At 72.8% G+C, this 16,689-nt stretch carries 17 protein-coding genes; 3 read left to right on the plus strand and 14 right to left on the minus strand.

Annotation, left to right across the window (positions count from 1 at the left end; translation table 11 throughout):
* The 5 genes from CQZ88_RS04560 to CQZ88_RS04580 form a co-directional block, all read right to left on the minus strand.
* The coding region (locus tag CQZ88_RS04560; protein WP_146034250.1) for an acetyl/propionyl/methylcrotonyl-CoA carboxylase subunit alpha at positions 1-1,305 on the minus strand (1,305 nt) is incomplete at its 3' end.
* Between the two features lie 7 nt (positions 1,306-1,312).
* Entirely contained in the window at positions 1,313-2,911 is a 1,599-nt protein-coding gene (locus CQZ88_RS04565) for an acyl-CoA carboxylase subunit beta (RefSeq protein WP_006931255.1), read from the minus strand.
* A complete protein-coding gene (locus tag CQZ88_RS04570; protein WP_043800577.1) occupies positions 2,908-4,065 on the minus strand; it encodes an acyl-CoA dehydrogenase family protein in 1,158 nt (385 codons plus the stop codon). Before CQZ88_RS04570 ends, CQZ88_RS04565 begins: the two co-directional genes overlap by 4 nt.
* Entirely contained in the window at positions 4,062-5,837 is a 1,776-nt protein-coding gene (locus tag CQZ88_RS04575; protein ID WP_043800580.1) for an acyclic terpene utilization AtuA family protein, read from the minus strand. Before CQZ88_RS04575 ends, CQZ88_RS04570 begins: the two co-directional genes overlap by 4 nt.
* Positions 5,834-6,625, minus strand: coding sequence for a TIGR03084 family metal-binding protein (locus tag CQZ88_RS04580; protein WP_029545033.1), 792 nt, complete (start codon positions 6,623-6,625; stop codon positions 5,834-5,836). Before CQZ88_RS04580 ends, CQZ88_RS04575 begins: the two co-directional genes overlap by 4 nt.
* Positions 6,626-6,770: 145 nt before the next feature.
* Between CQZ88_RS04580 and CQZ88_RS04585 the strand changes: the two genes are divergently transcribed.
* Positions 6,771-7,652, plus strand: coding sequence for a DMT family transporter (locus CQZ88_RS04585; RefSeq protein ID WP_050035590.1), 882 nt, complete (start codon positions 6,771-6,773; stop codon positions 7,650-7,652).
* Here the strand turns inward: CQZ88_RS04585 and CQZ88_RS04590 are convergent.
* Both CQZ88_RS04590 and CQZ88_RS04595 read right to left on the minus strand, forming a co-directional pair.
* Entirely contained in the window at positions 7,649-9,271 is a 1,623-nt protein-coding gene (locus CQZ88_RS04590) for an MFS transporter (RefSeq protein ID WP_102799314.1), read from the minus strand. The two genes, CQZ88_RS04585 and CQZ88_RS04590, sit on opposite strands and share 4 nt — an antisense overlap.
* Positions 9,272-9,430: 159 nt before the next feature.
* A complete protein-coding gene (locus CQZ88_RS04595) occupies positions 9,431-10,348 on the minus strand; it encodes a LysR family transcriptional regulator (RefSeq protein ID WP_006931266.1) in 918 nt (305 codons plus the stop codon).
* A 68-nt stretch (positions 10,349-10,416) separates the two neighbouring features.
* Between CQZ88_RS04595 and CQZ88_RS04600 the strand changes: the two genes are divergently transcribed.
* Both CQZ88_RS04600 and CQZ88_RS04605 read left to right on the plus strand, forming a co-directional pair.
* Positions 10,417-10,854, plus strand: a complete 438-nt coding sequence (locus CQZ88_RS04600; protein WP_043800645.1) for a PaaI family thioesterase — start codon at positions 10,417-10,419, stop codon at positions 10,852-10,854.
* Positions 10,855-10,912: 58 nt separating this feature from the next.
* Positions 10,913-11,719 carry a class I SAM-dependent methyltransferase gene (locus CQZ88_RS04605; RefSeq protein ID WP_102799315.1) on the plus strand — a complete coding sequence of 269 codons (807 nt, stop codon included), beginning with the start codon at positions 10,913-10,915 and terminating at the stop codon, positions 11,717-11,719.
* Between the two features lie 48 nt (positions 11,720-11,767).
* Here the strand turns inward: CQZ88_RS04605 and CQZ88_RS04610 are convergent, their stop codons facing one another.
* The 7 genes from CQZ88_RS04610 to CQZ88_RS04640 form a co-directional block, all read right to left on the minus strand.
* Positions 11,768-12,088 carry a DUF202 domain-containing protein gene (locus CQZ88_RS04610; RefSeq protein ID WP_006931270.1) on the minus strand — a complete coding sequence of 107 codons (321 nt, stop codon included), beginning with the start codon at positions 12,086-12,088 and terminating at the stop codon, positions 11,768-11,770.
* A gap of 25 nt (positions 12,089-12,113) precedes the next feature.
* On the minus strand, positions 12,114-12,482 hold the full coding sequence (locus tag CQZ88_RS04615; RefSeq protein ID WP_006931271.1) for a YidH family protein: 369 nt from the start codon (positions 12,480-12,482) through the stop codon (positions 12,114-12,116).
* Between the two features lie 60 nt (positions 12,483-12,542).
* On the minus strand, positions 12,543-12,983 hold the full coding sequence (locus CQZ88_RS04620; protein WP_050035592.1) for a ubiquinol-cytochrome c reductase iron-sulfur subunit: 441 nt from the start codon (positions 12,981-12,983) through the stop codon (positions 12,543-12,545).
* A gap of 59 nt (positions 12,984-13,042) precedes the next feature.
* A complete protein-coding gene (locus CQZ88_RS04625; protein WP_006931273.1) occupies positions 13,043-13,606 on the minus strand; it encodes a DUF6529 family protein in 564 nt (187 codons plus the stop codon).
* A 36-nt stretch (positions 13,607-13,642) separates the two neighbouring features.
* Positions 13,643-14,284 (minus strand): hypothetical protein, encoded by a 642-nt coding sequence (locus CQZ88_RS04630; protein WP_050035593.1) that lies wholly within the window; start codon positions 14,282-14,284, stop codon positions 13,643-13,645.
* Positions 14,285-14,372: 88 nt separating this feature from the next.
* Positions 14,373-14,861: a ubiquinol-cytochrome c reductase iron-sulfur subunit gene (locus CQZ88_RS04635; RefSeq protein ID WP_006931276.1), complete on the minus strand. Its 489-nt coding sequence runs from the start codon at positions 14,859-14,861 to the stop codon at positions 14,373-14,375.
* A gap of 102 nt (positions 14,862-14,963) precedes the next feature.
* Complete coding sequence (locus CQZ88_RS04640; protein ID WP_043800593.1) at positions 14,964-16,493, minus strand: DHA2 family efflux MFS transporter permease subunit; 1,530 nt, start codon at positions 16,491-16,493, stop codon at positions 14,964-14,966.
* Positions 16,494-16,689 lie beyond the last annotated feature (196 nt).

Here is a 16,689-nt window from a genome sequence, read left to right on the forward strand (position 1 = left end):
CGAGATCACCTTGGCGAGCATCGGGTCGTAGTGCACGCCCACCGCCGAACCGTCCTCGACGCCGGAGTCCAGGCGCAGCCCGGGCTCGCGCAGCACCTCGAACGCGGCGACGCGGCCGGGCAGCGCGAGACGGTGCACCGTGCCGGACTGCGGCCGCCAGTCCTGTGCCGGGTCCTCCGCGTAGAGCCGCACCTCGATCGAATGTCCGCTCGCCGGCGGGGGTTCGGGCTCGAGGCGGGCGCCGGCGGCGACCTGCAACTGCAGGTCGACGAGGTCGAGGCCGGTGGTGCACTCGGTGACCGGGTGCTCGACCTGCAGGCGGGTGTTCATCTCGAGGAAGAAGAACTCGCCGTCCGCCGAGCTCCCCGTCGCTTCGCTCACCCCGGTGACATTCCCCGTCGCTCCGCTCGCCCCGGTGACATTCCCCGTCGCTCCGCTCGCCCCGGTGACATTCCCCGTCGCTTCGCTCGCCCCGGTCGCGAGGAACTCGACGGTGCCCGCGCCCTCGTAGTCGATGGCCTGCGCGGCGCGCCGGGCCGCCTCGAACAGCCGCTCCCGCATCCCGGGCGTGGCCTCGACGAGCGGCGACGGCGCCTCCTCGACCACCTTCTGGTGGCGGCGCTGGATCGAGCACTCCCGCTCCCCCACCGCCCACACGGTCCCGTGCCGGTCCGCGAGGACCTGCACCTCGATGTGCCGGCCCGTTTCGAGGAAGCGCTCGCAGAACACCGTCGGATCGCCGAACGCGGACTGCGCCTCGCGCCGGGCCGCGGCGAGCTGGTCGGGCAGCTCGGCCAGGTCGCGGACCACCCGCATGCCGCGGCCGCCGCCCCCGGCGGACGCCTTGATCAGCACGGGCAGGTCGGCCTCGGTCACCGCGGCAGGGTCCAGCTCGGCCAGCACCGGCACACCGGCGTCGGCCATGATCTTCTTGGCCTCGACCTTCGAACCCATCCGGGCGATCGAGTCCGGGCCCGGCCCGATCCAGGTCAACCCCGCGTCGAGGACCGCCCGCGCGAATTCGGCGTTCTCCGAGAGGAACCCGTAACCCGGGTGGATCGCGTCGGCCCCCGCCGCGCGGGCGGCGGCGATGATCGCCTCGCCGCGCAGATAGGTGTCGGCGGGGGCGGTGCCGGGCAGGCGCACCGCGGCGTCGGCCTCGGCGATGTGGGGGCTGCCGGCGTCCGCGTCGGAGAACACCGCGACGGTGCCGAGGCCGGCGCGCCGGCAGGAGGCGAACCCCCGGCGGGCGATCTCGCCGCGGTTGGCGACGAGCACGGTGGTGACGGTATCGGTGTGGTTCACTGCTGCCTCACATCCGGAAGACACCGAAGCTGTCGGTGCCCTCGATCGGCGCGTTGGCGATGGCCGACAGGCACATCCCCACCACGGTGCGGGTGTCGCGCGGGTCGATGACCCCGTCGTCGTAGAGCCGGCCGGACAGGAACATCGGCAGCGACTCCGCCTCGATCTGGTTCTCGATCGCCGCACGCATCGCCTCGTCGGCGGCCTCGTCGAAGGCCTGGCCGCGCGCCTGGGCGGCGGCGCGTCCGACGATGGAGATGACACCGGCGAGCTGGGCGCCGCCCATCACCGCGGATTTGGCGCTGGGCCAGGCGAACAGGAACCGCGGGTCGAAGGCCCGGCCGCACATGCCGTAGTGGCCGGCCCCGTAGGAGGCGCCGAGCAGGATCGAGATGTGGGGCACCGTCGAGTTGGAGACGGCATTGATCATCATCGAGCCGTGCTTGATCATGCCGCGTTCCTCGTACTCGCGGCCGACCATGTAGCCGGTGGTGTTGTGCAGGAACAGCAGTGGCGTGTTCGCGCGGTTGGCGAGCTGGATGAACTGGGTGGCCTTCTGGGATTCCTCGCTGAACAGCACGCCGCGGGCGTTGGCGAGGATGCCCACCGGGTACCCGTGCAGACGGGCCCAGCCGGTGACGAGCGACGACCCGTAGAGCGGCTTGAACTCGTCGAAGTCGGAATCGTCGACGATGCGGGCGATCACCTCGCGGGGGTCGAACGGCACCTTGAGGTCGGCGGGCACGATTCCGAGCAGTTCCTCGGGGTCGTAACGCGGTTCGCGCACGTCGGGGTGGGGTTCGGGGCCCTGCTTGCGCCAGTTCAGGCGACGGACGATGCCCCGGCCGATCCGGATCGCATCGGGCTCGTCGACCGCGTAGTAGTCGGCCAGCCCGGAGGTGCGGGCGTGCATCTCCGCGCCGCCGAGGGATTCGTCGTCGGATTCCTCGCCCGTGGCCATCTTCACCAGCGGCGGTCCGGCGAGGAACACCTTCGAGCGCTTCTCGATCATCACCACGTGATCCGACATGCCGGGAATGTAGGCGCCGCCCGCGGTGGAGTTGCCGAACACCAGCGCGATGGTGGGAATGCCGGCGGCGGACAGCTGCGTCAGGTCGCGGAACATGCGTCCGCCGGGGATGAACACCTCCTTCTGGGTGGGCAGGTCGGCGCCGCCCGACTCGACGAGGGAGATCACCGGCAGCCGGTTCTGCATCGCGATGTCGTTGGCGCGGAACCCCTTCCGCAGGGTCCACGGGTTGCTGGTGCCGCCGCGGACGGTGGGGTCGTTGGCGACGATCAGGCATTCGACGCCCTCGACGACGCCGATCCCGGTGACGGTGCTGCCGCCGACCGGGAACTCGGTGCCCCACGCCGCGAGCGGGGACAGCTCGAGGAACGGGGAATCCGGGTCGAGCAGCAGTTCGATGCGTTCGCGCGGGAGCAGCTTGCCGCGTTCGTGGTGGCGCCGGACGTACTTCTCCCCGCCGCCGGCGAGGGCCTTGGCGTGCTCGGTCTCGAGTGCGGCCAGTTCGGCGGTCATCGCCGAGGCCGCGGCGGCGTACTCTGCCGAGGCCGGGTCGAGGGTCGTCTGCAGGATGCTCACGAGGTGTACCCCAATCGTTTCGCCGCGAGCTCGGTGAGAATCTCGGTGGTGCCGCCGCCGATGCCGAGGATGCGCATGTCGCGGTACTGCCGTTCGATCTCGGACTCGGCCATGTAGCCGAGTCCGCCGAACAGCTGCACAGCCTGGTTCGCGACCCATTCGCCGGCCTCGACGGCGGTGTTCTTGGCGAAGCACACCTCGGCGACGAGGTCGCCGTCGCCGACGAGGGCTCGCTCGACGACCCGCCGGCCGTACACGCGCGCGACGTCGACGCGCCGGGCCATCTCGGCGAGGGTGCGCTGCACCGACTGCCGGGAGATCAGCGGCCGGCCGAACGTCTCGCGGTCGCGGCACCACGCCACGGTGAGGTCCAGACACCGCTGTGCGCTCGAATAGGCTTGGGCCGCAAGGGCAATCCGCTCCGAGACGAAGGCCTGGGCGATCTGCGCGAAGCCGCTGTTCTCGGTGCCGACGAGATTCTCGACGGGCACGCGCACGTCGACGAAGGACAGTTCGGCGGTGTCGGAGGCACGCCAGCCCATCTTGTCGAGCTTGCGCGAGACGGTGAATCCTTCGGCGCCCTTCTCGATCACCAGCAGCGAGATCCCGGCAGCGCCGGGACGTTCGCTGCCGCCGGTGCGCACGGCGGTCACCACGAAGTCCGCGCGGCAGCCGGAGGTGATGTAGGTCTTGGCGCCGTTGACGACGTAGTGGTCGCCGTCGCGGACGGCGGTGGTGGTCAGGTGCCCCACGTCGGAGCCGCCGCCGGGTTCGGTGATCGCGAGGGAGCCGATGAGCTCGCCCGCGAGGGTCGGCTCGACCCACTTCGCGATCTGCACCTCGTCGCCGGCGGCGACGAGGTGCGGCAGGGCGATGCCGCAGGTGAACAGGGAGGCGAAGGCACCACCGGAGGCGCCGGCCTCGTGGAATGCCTCGCACACGGTGAGAGTGTCCGCCGCGTCGCCGCCGGACCCCCCGACGGCCTCGGGGAATCCGGCGCCGAGAAGCCCGAGGGCGGCGGCCTTCTTGTGCAGTTCGCGGGGCAGTTCGCCGTCGCGCTCCCACGCGGCGAGGTGCGGCAGGACCTCGCGCTGGACGAAGGAGTGGACGGTCGAGCGCAGGTCGCGGCGTTCGGGGGTGTCCCAGATGCTCACTCGGGGTTCTCCATCTCGGGGTTCTCCATCTCGGGGTCCTCCATCTCGGGGTCCTCCAGGAGGGTCTCGGGGATGTAGAGGTATCTGCTGCGCAGCCACTCGCCGAGGCCCTTGGCCTGCGGGTCGAAGCGGGCCTGTGAGGCGACGCCGCGGCCGAGGATGCCCTCGATCACAAAGTTCACCGCCCGCAGGTTCGGCAGCACATGGCGGGTCACGATGAGGTTCTTCGACTCGGGCAGAAGGGTTTTCAGCGCGTCGACGGTGAGGGTGTGCACCAGCCAGCGCCACTGGTCGTCGGTGCGCACCCACACCCCCACATTCGCGTCGCCGCCCTTGTCGCCGCTGCGGGCGCCGGCGACGAGCCCGAGCGGCGCGTGCCGGGTGGGCCCCGCGGGTAGCGGCGCGGGCAGCTCGGGCTCGGCGACGGGTTCGAGTGGGCGCGTCGGGGTGACGGGCGGGATCGGGACGCGGCTGCCGTCGGGCAGGACCGCCGTGTGCGGCACCTCGGCGGCGTCGACGTAGCCGGGCGTGAACACGGCGTACGGCTGGCCGTTGCCGGGCGGAGCGGTCAGCGAGAAGCCGGGGTAGCTGGCAAGCGCGTACTCGACCGCGACCGCGGAGAAGGCGCGGCCGACGACCTGCGGGTCGCGGTCGCGGACGGTGCAGCGCAGCAGGGCGCTGGCCGCCTCCTCCGTGTCGGCGTCCGGATGGTCGGTGCGGGCGAGGGTCCACTCGAGCTCGGCCGGACGCGCGGGCAGGCTCGCCTCCATCTGCCGGCGCACCAGCGCCGCCTTGGCCTCGATGTCGAGTCCGGTGAGGACGAACACCGCTTCGTTCCGGAATCCGGCGAGAGCGTTGAGGGAGACCTTCAGCGTCGGCGGGGGCGCCTCACCGCGGACCCCGGTGATGCGGACCCGGTCCGGTCCGTCCTGGGTGAGCCGGACGGAGTCGAGGCGCGTCGTCACGTCGGGTCCGGCGTAGCGGCCACCGGTCACCTCGTACAGCAGCTGGGCGGTCACGGTGCCGACGGTGACCGCGCCGCCGGTGCCGGGGTGCTTGGTGATGGTGGAGCTGCCGTCGGCATCGATCTCGGCGATCGGGAAGCCGGGCCGGTCGAGGTCGGCGATCTCGGTGAAGAACGCGTAGTTGCCGCCGGTGGCCTGGGTGCCGCACTCGATCACGTGTCCCGCCGCGACCGCACCGGCCAGGGCATCGAAATCGTCCCGGGCCCAGCCGAAGTGGGCGGCGGCCGGGCCGGCGATCACGGAGGCGTCGGTGACACGGCCGGTGACGACGATGTCGGCGCCGGCGGTGAGACACTCGGCGATGCCCCACGCCCCGAGGTAGGCGTTCGCGGTCAGCGGCGGCGGATCGGCGGCCAGGCCGAGTTCGGCGGCGCGGGAGATGAGGTCGTCGCCCTCGACGTACGCGACGGTGACGTCGAGTCCGAGCCGGCCGGCAAGCTCGCGCACGGCCGTCGCCAGCCCGGCGGGATTGAGTCCGCCGGCGTTGGCGACGATCCGCACGCCCTTGTCGACAGCGAGCCCGAGGCAGTCCTCGAGCTGGCGCAGGAACGTCTTGGCGTAGCCGAGCGCCGGGTCCTTCATCCGGTCCCGGCCGAGGATCAGCATGGTCAGCTCGGCGAGATAGTCACCGGTCAGGTAGTCGAGTTCCCCGCCCTCGAGCATCTCGCGCATGGCCGCGAGCCGGTCGCCGTAGAAGCCGGAGCAGTTCCCGATGCGCACCGCCCGTCCGGCCGTGGGGGCGCTCACGCGGTGGCTCCTTCCGGGGCGCGGCCGCCGCCGGGCGGTCCGGCGAACGCCTGCGCGAGGCCGAGCCACGCCTCGGCGTCGGGTCCGGTGGCGACGAGGTCGGTGTCGGCCCGGTGGATCCGCTGGGTCACCAGCCGGCAGAAGTCGAGGGCGGATCCGGTGACGGTCTGGGTGGCGGCGTCGGGCCCCCAGGTCCACTCCTGCCCGTCGGGGGCGGTGAGACGGACGCGGAACGGCTCGGCCGGCGGGGTGCGGCCGTGCACGGCGAAGGCGAAGTCGCGGGTGCGGACGCCGAGATGGGCGATGTGGCGCAGCCGGTGCGTGGGCGGGCGGGTGACGCCGAGCGCGTCGGCCACGTCGCCGCCGTGGGCCCAGGTCTCCATCAGCCGTGCCGTCGCCATGGAGGCCGCACTCATCGGCGGGCCGTACCAGACGATCTTGGTTCCGGCGGGGACGGCCGCGAGGGCGTCGGCGAGGGCGCGGCGGGCGGCACGCCAGTCGGCGAGCAACTCGGCCGGGGGGCGGCGGGCCTGTGCCCGCGCCCCGTCGTCGACGAACCCGTCCGGATCGGTGACCTCGCCGAGCCCGGCGACGAACGCCTCCGGGTCTTCGACGGCGGTGAGGGCGGCGCGATCGGTCCACAGCAGGTGTCCGATCTGGTGGGCGATGGTCCAGTCTTCGGCGGGGGTCGGGGTCGCCCAGCGCTCGTCCGGGAGGTCCGCGACGAGGGCGTCGAGGGACTCGCCCTCGGCACGCAGGTCGTCGAGAAGCGGTTGTAGCTCCGTCATGCGACCAGAGTCACACCCGGGGCGCAAAAAATCAAGCACTCGTGATTGTTTTTCTGGTTGAGGTGGCGCGTGCTGCCGATCGTGCTCCCGTGCGGCAACATTCGTCGCACGCGGGACGGCGGATCCCCCAGGCCACGGAGGACGGATGAGCGGCACAGCACCGGCGCCACGGGGCGGCAGCCGGACCGTGCCCGTCGCGGCCGTGCTCGGCTCGGTGCTCTCCCTGCAGTTCGGCGCGGCCTTCGCCAGCACCCTGTTCGACGACGTCGGTGCCCTCGGCACGGTCACGCTGCGGCTGACGCTCGCCGCGGTGATCCTGTGGGCGGTGGTGCGGCCGTCGGTGCGGCACTGGCGCCCGGCGCAGTGGCGCGGCGTGGTCGCGCTCGGGGCGAGCCTGGCCGCGATGAACGGCTTCTTCTATGTGGCGATCGCCCGGCTGCCGCTCGCGGCGGCGGTCACGATCGAGTTCCTCGGACCGCTCGCCCTCGCCGCGGTCCTCTCCCGCCGCCCGCGGGACGCGCTGTGGGTGGCACTCGCCCTGGCCGGGGTGGTGCTCCTCGGGGCACGCGGCCTCGGCGGGGACGGCGGCGCCCTCGACCCGGCCGGGGTCGGTTTCGCGCTGCTCGCCGCCGCCGGCTGGGCCTGGTACATCGTCGCGGGCTCGCACGTGGCCACCACCGTCTCCGGCGCGGCGGGCCTGACCGTCGCCACCACCGTCGCCGCGGCGCTCGTGCTGCCCCTCGGCCTCGGGACCGCCGGCGCCGGCCTGGCCGATCCCGCGATCCTGGCCGCCGGAGCGGCGGTGGCCCTGCTGTCCTCCGTGGTCCCCTACAGCCTGGAGATGCGGGCGCTGCGGGAGCTGCCGAAGAACGTGTTCGCGATCCTCATCGCTCTCGAACCGGCGGCGGCGGCCCTGGCGGGCGCGCTGGTGCTCGGCCAGTGGGTCCAGCCCGTCGCGGCGGTAGGCATCGCGCTGGTGATCGTCGCCGGCGTCGGCGCCCTGCGCGGCAGCGGCGACCAACGCTAGCCGTCCGCGTCCCCGGGCGCGGCCCCCTGCCGCTCGTCCCCCGCCGGCTCGGCGCGTTCGTCCTGCGCACGGTACGACGCGAGGAGCCGTCTTTCGGCGTCGCGCTTCGGGAAGGCGAAGAACACCAGGACCGCACCGGCGGCGACGACGAGAATGGCGGCGGCATACGCCTTCGTGTCCCCGTCCAGGAACGCCGTGCGCGCGGCGGACATGATGGCGTCGGCGTACTGCGGGTACCGCTCGGCGAGGTCGGCGGCGCTCGCGAACGACTTGGTCAGCGCGGCCTGCGTCTGGTCGCTGATCTCGTCCGCCTCCGGCGACGAGGCGATCGCCGCCGAGATCGACGAAACGTATCCGGCGGTGAGCAACGCCCCGAGGATGGACTGCATCACGGCCCCGCCCAGATCGCGTTGCAGGTCGGCCGTTGCCGACGCCATCCCGGCCCGGGTCACCGGGACCGAGCCGGTCAGCGAGCGGGAGGCGGGCGTGCCGGCGAAACCGACCCCGATCCCCACGAGGCCGTACGCGAGCGCGATCTGCCAGTAACTGGAGGTCTCGTCCCACATCGTCAGCGCGACCGCGAGCCCGAGGAGGATGAACGCGTAGCCGAGCAGCAGGGTGGTGCGCGCACCCCGGCTCTCCACCATCCGGGCCGAGTACGGAGCCACCACGAGCATGCACGCGGCGGCCGGAAGGATCGTCGACCCGGCGGCGAGCGTGGAGTAGCCCAGCACGTTCTGCAGGAACTGCTGACCGACGAACATCGTCCCCATCAGGGTGCCGAACACGATGATGCCCGCCACCGCTGCCACCCAGAACGTCGGCCGCGCGGCCACCTTCAGGTCGAACAGCGGCTCGGGCACCCGCCGCTGCCGCCACACGAATACCGCGCCCGCCACGGCGGTGACGGCGGCGCAGACGAGCGCCGCCGTGCCTCGGCCGCTCTCGGGTGCGAGGTTGACCGTCAGGACGAGCGCCGCCACGAACAGCACCGACACGACACCGCCGACATGATCGACCGGCCCGGAGGTCTCGTTGACGTGCGCGGGAATCAGCACGGCCGCCGCCGCGAGGGCGACGGCGGCGAGCGGCACGGTGATCAGAAAGGCCGAGCCCCAGTAGAAGTACTCCAGGAGCAGGCCGGACAGCAGCGGTCCGAGCGCAGCGACCGCACCGCCGGTCGCCGACCACAACGCGATCGCGCGGGTCCGCGAGGCTCCCGACCACAGCGCGGTGATCAGCGCCAGCGTGGTGGGATACGCCAGCCCCGCGGCGAGACCACCGGCCAGCCGGGCCGCGAACAGCACCTCGACGCTCGGTGCGAAGGCCGCCACCAGACACGCGGGTATCGACAGCGCGACGCCGAGCACGAGCAGCTGCTTGCGCCCGTAGCGGTCGCCGATCGCCCCCAGGTACAGCACCGACGCGGCCAGGCCCAGCGAATACCCGACGGCGACCAGGTTCAGTTCCGTCTGGCTCGCGTCGAAGGCCCGGCCGATCGCCGGCAGCGCGATGTTGGCAACCGAGAGATTGAGGTTCGCGACGGCGGCGACCAGGATCAACGTCGCGAGGACGGCCCCGGATCGCCGGGGGCTGCGATCGACCTCGACGGCCGTCACGGCCGCGACCCGTCGTACCGCGATGCGTCCATGTCCCACTCCCGGTGCCGGCTCGGCGCCACGCCGCGTTCGCTCGTACCCCCGGCGAGCAGCGTCCTCGACGATCATGATGACGCACCGGGCGCCGGATTCGGGCCGATTGCGACGATCGGTACGCGATCAGGCGCCGCGGACGATCATCCGCACCAGGTCCCCGGCCGGGCCGGCGAGCTTGCGGGGTGGGCGCCACACCGCGCGCAACGTGCGGGCCAGATCCAGGCCCTCGACCTCGACGGTCCGCAATTCGCCGGACGCGAGGTGATCGGCCACGGCGAGGGTGCTGAGCACGGCCGGGCCGACGCCGCCGAGGGCCGCGGTGCGCACCGCGGCGCCGCTGCCGAGCTCGAGCAGCGGCGACGGCCGCGCGAACTCCCGGAGGGCCAGATCCAGCGTGTGCCGCGTCCCGGAGCCCTCCTCGCGCACGACGAGCGGCGTCGCCGCCAGTTCGGCGACGGTGAGTGGACGCCGGCGCCGCGCCCACGGGTGCGCCGGCGTGACGACCACCACCAGCCGGTCCCGCGCCACCGGGGTGCTGTGCAGTCCCGGTGGGACGGTGGGAGCCTCGACGAACCCGACGTGGCACCGGCCCTCCGCGACCGCGTCGCAGACCTGCCGCGAGTTGTGGACCTGCAGCTGGATCTGCACGTCGTCCCGGAGCCCGCGGAAGCGGCCCAGCCAGCGCGGGATGAGGTGTTCGGCGACCGTCATGCTGGCTGCCACGGTCAGCTCGGCCTGCCGGTCGGCACTCAACGCCGCGGCGGCGTCGAGCAGGCGACGGGCGTCGGCGAGGGTCTGCCGCGCCCAGTGCGCGACCACGGTGCCCTCCGGGGTGAGCGCGGAACCGGCCCGCCCCCGGCGCACGAGCACGGTCCCCAGCTGCTTCTCGAGGCGGCGCACCGCCCGGCTGGCATTGGGCTGCGCGACGCCGGCGGCCCGGGCGGCCGCGCCGAGGCCGCCGTGGTCGTCGATGCCGACGAGCAGCTCCAGAGCGGCGAGGTCCGGCCAGCGAACCGTCGGCGAATGAGGTGACCGCGTCATGCACGAATGATATGTCCGCCCACGACCCGGCGGTGTGGGGCAGACTGCAGGCCGTGGAACTTCGAGGGGTGGACGACGCGGCGGCGGTGCTCGCGGCCCAACCGTTCAGCGTGCTGGTCGGCGCCCGGGTCGCCGCGTACGAGCCGGGCCGCGCGGTGCTCGAGATCCCGCTGCGTCCGGAGTTGCTGCAGCAGTTCGGGTTCGTGCACGGCGGCGTGCTGGCCTACGCCGCGGACAACTCCCTGACCTTCGCGGCGGGAACCGTGCTCGGATCGTCGATCGTGACCACCGGGTTCACGATCGACTACCTGCGCCCGGGCCGCGGCACGCTGCTGCGGGCCGCGGCGACGGTCGTCGACTCGAGCCGGCGACAGGCGCTGTGCCGGTGCGAGATCGTCGCCGTGACCGAGGACGGCACCGAGACACGGGTGGCCGCGGCGCAGGGCGGGGCCCGGGTGATCGACCTCGACCGCCGTTCCGGCCGTGAGCCCGGATCCGGTTCGTAGGCAACGGCGCCGGCCCGGACAGGTCGACTGACCGGGGACCGGAGAGAGGAAGACCGCGATGACGGATCACACCGCCGACGCCTGGGAGATCGCCGCGGCGTACGAGCGCTATGTAGGTCGCTGGAGCCGCCCGGTCGCCTCGAAGTTCCTGCAATGGCTGCCCCCTGCCGGGGCGGGCGCCGCGTGGTGCGATGTGGGGTGCGGGACCGGCGCTCTCGCACACGCCGTCCTTGTCGCCGAGGAACCGTCCCGGGTCGTCGGGGTCGAACCGTCCGAGGGCTTCGCCGCGGCGGCCCGCACCACGGTCGACGATCCCCGCTTCGAGGTCCGGCCGGGTACCGCTGCGGCGATACCGGCCGTGGACGGCGAGTTCGACCGCGTCGTATCCGGATTGGTCCTCAACTTTCTTCCCGATCCGATCGAGGGTCTTGTCGAGATGCGCCGCGTCACCCGAGCGGGCGGGACGATCGGCGGCTACGTGTGGGACTACGCCGAGGGCATGGGAATGATTCGCGCCTTCTGGGATGCGGCCGTCGAACTGGACGAGGCGGCGCGGGACCGGGACGAGGGTGTCCGCTTCCCGCTCTGCCGGCCCGATCCCCTCCACGACCTGCTCGCGTCTGCAGGTCTCACCGGGGTGCGGATCCAGCCGCTCGAGGTTCCCACCGTGTTCGCCGACTTCGACGATTTCTGGGCGCCGTTCCTCGGCGGTCAGGGACCCGCCCCCGGATATTGCATGTCGCTGCCGGCACGGCGCCGAGCCGAACTGCGGACGGTACTCGATGCCCGACTGCGCCGCGACCGAGCCGGTCGGATCGCGCTGACCGCCCGGGCGTGGGCCTTCCACGGCTCCGTGCCCGATTGACACGGGAGTAGATCGTCCAGCCCGGCTGGAACGGCGACGGTGCGGCGGTCACGCCTGCGACGTGACGATGAGCGTGGCGGCGGCGAGGGCCAGAACGACGACCGTGACGGTCAGGACGATGTTGCGCCACCAGTGATGCCTCGCGCGGCCCTCGATGAAGCGCCTCACGCGCGCCCGGTGCTCGCGCCCGCTCGTCACGAGCAGCACGAGCGCCGGCACCAGGCACAGCAGGCCGATCACCACCACCACGGGCGCCGGGCCGGGCGCCAGGCGCAGGAACAGCAGGACCACCGCTCCCAGCCCGGTCGCCGTGCGCAGCCACGCGAGCGTGGTGCGCTCGGGCTGCAGGCCCGGGTCGTCGTGTCTCATCGTGGGCCCGAACGCGACGGCGCGGTCATATCAGGAGGGCCGCGGCGAGGGCCACGGCCCCGACCGCCAGCATCGCCGCGAGCAGGAAGGCGATCCGCGGCGGCGGCAGGGGACGTTCGGTGCGCATCGCGGCCTCGATCTGCAGCCAGCGCCGCAGGGCGGCGATCACCAGGAGCGCGGAGAACACCAGCAGCGTGCACGACAGCGTGGTCCGCACCACCGGCCCCACGACGTCGCCGGCGAAGGTCTCGAGCGCGACGGCCGCCGCGATGACGCCGAGCGCGGTGCGGATCCACGCGAGGAACGTGCGTTCGTTCGCGAGGGTGAAGCGGGCGTCGGGTTCGGCGCCTTCACGCAACGCCCGCGGCCGCCAGTCGCGCAGAGGTCTGGTCACGCCGTCGACCCTATCCCGGTGCCGCCCGATGAGACCGTCGAGGTGGGACGGCGAACCCGGTCAGGCGAGGGTGATCTCGCCGTTCTCGACGGTGACGGCCCTGCTCTCGAGGGGACGCGCGGCGGGCCCGTTCGCGACGGTGCCGTCGAGGTTGAACCGGCTGCCGTGGCAGGGACAGTTGATCGTGCCGTCCTGCACGGCCGCGACGGTGCAGCCCTGATGGGTGCAGATCGCGCTGAACGCGAGCACCTCGCCCGCGGCCGGCTGGGTCACCACGACCTTCTGATCGGGGAAGATCCGTCCCCCGCCCACGGGAATGTCGGCGACGGCCGCGAGGGGCTGTCCCGCGGCCGCGTCGGTGCCGGCGTCCTCCGCCGCGGAGGTCTGCCCGGAGGCCGGCTCGTCGCCGTAGGTGCTGCAGGCCGCCGTGGCGGCGACGGCGGCCATCCCGGCACCCAGGAGCACCGAACGGCGGCTGACGGGAGACTGCTCGAGATCCATTTTCCGGCTCCGATCGTGGGAGGGACAGTAGGGGTGGGAAAGACAGTAGGGGTGGGCCGTCAGAACGTGAGGCCCGTCGTGCGGAAGAAGTACAGCGCCGAGGTCGACCACACGACCACGATCGCCGTGAACAGGGCGCCGCCGGCCACCGGAACCGCCCATCCCGGCAGGCCTCGCCGGCTCAGCAGCAGCATCTTGGCCACGAACGCCCCGTAGAGGAGGCATCCGGCCAGCGAGTGCCACAGCACCCGCGGCTCGCCGGTGCGAAAACCGAGCGCGTACAGGCAGTGCACCGCGACGGGGACGGTGGCCAGCACCGCGAGGCGGCCCGACCACACGTGCAGGGTCCCGATCCAGCTCGGCGCCCGCAGTCCCGGCATCCGTCCGTACATCACGGCCGCCGAGGCGAGCTGAACCAGTGCGAGCACGCCGGCGAGGGTCGCCAGCCAGGCCTTGACGGCGGTCGGACTGGAGAACCCGGCGACGTTGATCGAGAAGAAGGTCGGCTCGTGCACACTGCCGTACACACCGAGCCCGACCGCGACGAGGGCACCCACCAGGAACGCGACCACGACGGGGGCCGTTCGCGGCGGTGCGACGGGATGGACCTGCGGTGTGCTCATCCGTCCTCCTCCCGGTGTCACCGCGCGGTGGCACCGTCAGAATGTGTCACTGCCGGACACCGGGTCGGCGGTCACGACCACCCCGTCGACGACCGCCGTCCCGTCCGGCGCCAGGGCCGGGGCGGGCGCGGTGCCGCCGTCGCCGGCGCGGCGCACACCGGTGACCGTCCCGTCCTGCGTGACGATCCAGCTGGCCCGGACGTCGCCCACGTTCGCGAGGTAGAGGCCGGCCGGGGGTTCGGCCGGCGCGGCGTCGAAGGTCCAGCTCCGGTCACCGAGCCACAGGGTGCCGCGCACCGTCGTGCCGTCGAACTCGCCGTCGAGGCGGGCACCGTCTCGGCCCTCGAGCTCGAGCCTGCCGTCCTCGGCATCGCCGGACAGCCAGGACTCGACTGCGCTGCCGTCGCACGCGTACGCGACGGCGTCCTCGCCCTCGACGGCGATCGCGAGCGTGAGGGTTCCGGTGGCGACGGGGATCTGCGCGACGTAGGTGGCCTGCGCGGGGAAGGCCACGGCGGTCGAGGGCGCAGCCGTCGTGGTGGGGGCCGGCGCGGACGTGGCGGCCGGGCCGGGGGCGGGCGTGGGGCCGCCGTCCTCCTTGGAGACGTTGACCGCGAGCAGGACCGCGGCGAGCACCACCACCGCCGCCAACGTGATCAACGGCCCCCTGCGCACCATCGGGTCCCCTCGCCGGTCCGCACTTCAATGATGATGTCGCGGTCGAATCTTCTCCGCCGCCGCCCGCCCGCTCAGCGAATCGCCCGCATCAGTCGACGACGACGTCCGCACCGCGGGCCGCGGCCGGACGCGCCTTGAGCGGCTTGCGGGCGGGACCCTTGCTCACGGTCCCGTCCAGACGGAACCGGCTGCCGTGACAGTCGCAGACGATCTCGTCGGCCTCGACGCCGGTGATGTTGCAGCCCGAGTGGGTGCACAGCGCGACGAACGCCCGGTAGTCCCCGGCGACGGGTTGCGTCACCACGAGACGCTTGTCGGCGAACAGGACGCCGCTGCCCACCGGGATGTCGGCCGCGGCAGCCACGACCGCGGCGTCCGGACCGGGCTCAGGCGGCGTGGTCGGTGCGGCGGAGGTGCCGTCGGCGCCACCCTGATCGGCCTCGGCACCGCACGCGGACAGGACTGCGGCGGCCGCGACCGCACCGGCACCGCCGAAGAGGGCGCGCCGGCACAGACGCGGCTGTCCGGGTGCCTCGTCCGTCGCGGCGGGGCCTCGGTGGGTGGGTTCGATGCTCATTGGGTCGTCCGTTCGGGTCGCCGTCGTGCTGCCGGAACGAGGTTAGCCGCAGACACGGAGAGGGGGCCGCGACGTACGTCACGGCCCCCTCCGGACGGCCGGCTAGTGGACGGCCACCGGCTGCAGTCCCTCCCCGGCCGGATGCTTGACGCGCGTGCGCGGCAGGAACAGCGCCGGGATCACCGCGAGGGCCATGAGGACGGTCGCGACGAGGAACGTGGTCGCGAACGCGTCCGCGAGCGAGGTGAGGATCGACTCCTGCACCGGTGCGGGCAGCTGTTCCAGAGCTGCCGGGTCCATCTGCCCGCCGCCCTCGGGCGCCCCCGCCGGGGTCGCCAGGCGGCTGCTCAGGATCACCGACATGGTCGCGGTGCCCACGGAGCCGGCGGCCTGTTGGACGATGTTCATCAGCGTCGACCCGCGGGCCACGCTCTGATGGGTCAGCGTCTGCAGCGCGGCCGTCATCGTCGGCATCATCGTGGCACCCATGCCCATGCCCATGACGAACAGCGCACCGAGCAGCAGCACGTACGACGTGTCCGTGCCCACCTGCGTGAAGACGGCCATGCCGAGCGTGACGAGGGTCAGGCCGACGAGCACGATCTTCCCGGGGCCGATCCGGTCGACGAGCCGGCCGGCGACCGGCATGGTGAGCATGGCGCCGAGGCCCTGCGGCGCGAGCAGGATGCCCGCCGCCAGGGTCGACTCGCCCCGCACCTGGAGGAAGTAGCTGGGGAACAGCAGTCCTGCGCCGAAGAACGCGATCGCGAACACCGACATGGTGAGCACCGCGAACGTCAGTTGGCGGTTGCGGAACAGGTACAGGTCGATGAGCGGGTTCCGGGCACGCAGGGCGTGGAACACGAACGCGACGATCAGCGCGGCGCCGATCGCGCCCGGTACGAGGACCCGCGTCGCGGCGACGGTGCCGACCTCCGGGATGGACGAGACGCCGAACAGGAACAGCGCCAGGCCCGGCGACAGGAGCGCCATGCCGACGAAGTCGAAGGACTCGGACCGGCTGGGGCGGTCCTTCGGCAGGATCAGCACGGAGGCGACGAGGGCCACGACGCCGATGGGCAGGTTGATCAGGAAGATCCAGTGCCAGCTGGCGGTGTCGATCAGCCAGCCGCCGAGGATCGGGCCCCCGATCGGGCCCAGCAGCATCGGGATGCCGAGCACCGCCATCACGCGGCCGACCCGGTGCGGTCCCGCGGCGTGGGTCATGATCGTCATGCCCAGCGGCATGAGCATGCCGCCGCCCAGGCCCTGCACCACGCGGAACCCAATGAGCGACGTGATGTCCCACGCCATGCTGCACAGCACGGACCCGGCGACGAACAGGACGAGGGCGGCGAGGTACAGCCGTTTGGTGCCGAACCGGTCCGCGGCCCAGCCCGTGAGCGGAATCACGCTGGCCAGCGCCAGCGTGTAGGCGGTCATCGTCCACGCGACGGTCGCGTAGCTGGAGTCGAAGTCCTCCATGAACGTCGGCACGGCGACGGAGACGACCGTCACGTCGAGGATCGACATGATGGCGCCGAGCACCACCACCGACGCGATCTTCAGAACTGCCGCGTCGAGCTTGTCGCTCGCCGGCGCGGCGGCCGGGCCCGCATGGGGGGCTGTCATGGGTCGGTCCTCTCGAGGCGCGATGGCAGGCAGACCTGCCAGGATGGGATCGAGGGGGCCGGGCACCACGTCGTACCGGGCGGCGACGACGATCTCGGCGCGAGCCGCGTGTCACCCTCGACGTGCCCGGCGACCAGCGCGCGCCCCGACAGCGCGGCGGATCGACATCCCGGCCTGCGCTCCCCCGGCGGACGTC

The sequence above is a fragment of the Rhodococcus sp. ENV425 genome (genome assembly GCF_002887785.1).
GTDB lineage: Bacteria > Actinomycetota > Actinomycetes > Mycobacteriales > Mycobacteriaceae > Rhodococcus > Rhodococcus aetherivorans.

Coding starts and splice junctions, on each gene's coding strand:
- CQZ88_RS04580 (WP_029545033.1), bottom strand. CDS start 6,625: ATGACGGAGCTACAACCGCTTCTCGACGACCTGCGTGCCGAGGGCGAG.
- CQZ88_RS04585 (WP_050035590.1), top strand. CDS start 6,771: ATGAGCGGCACAGCACCGGCGCCACGGGGCGGCAGCCGGACCGTGCCC.
- CQZ88_RS04595 (WP_006931266.1), bottom strand. CDS start 10,348: ATGACGCGGTCACCTCATTCGCCGACGGTTCGCTGGCCGGACCTCGCC.
- CQZ88_RS04605 (WP_102799315.1), top strand. CDS start 10,913: ATGACGGATCACACCGCCGACGCCTGGGAGATCGCCGCGGCGTACGAG.
- CQZ88_RS04610 (WP_006931270.1), bottom strand. CDS start 12,088: ATGAGACACGACGACCCGGGCCTGCAGCCCGAGCGCACCACGCTCGCG.
- CQZ88_RS04620 (WP_050035592.1), bottom strand. CDS start 12,983: ATGGATCTCGAGCAGTCTCCCGTCAGCCGCCGTTCGGTGCTCCTGGGT.
- CQZ88_RS04625 (WP_006931273.1), bottom strand. CDS start 13,606: ATGAGCACACCGCAGGTCCATCCCGTCGCACCGCCGCGAACGGCCCCC.
- CQZ88_RS04630 (WP_050035593.1), bottom strand. CDS start 14,284: ATGGTGCGCAGGGGGCCGTTGATCACGTTGGCGGCGGTGGTGGTGCTC.
- CQZ88_RS04635 (WP_006931276.1), bottom strand. CDS start 14,861: ATGAGCATCGAACCCACCCACCGAGGCCCCGCCGCGACGGACGAGGCA.
- CQZ88_RS04640 (WP_043800593.1), bottom strand. CDS start 16,493: ATGACAGCCCCCCATGCGGGCCCGGCCGCCGCGCCGGCGAGCGACAAG.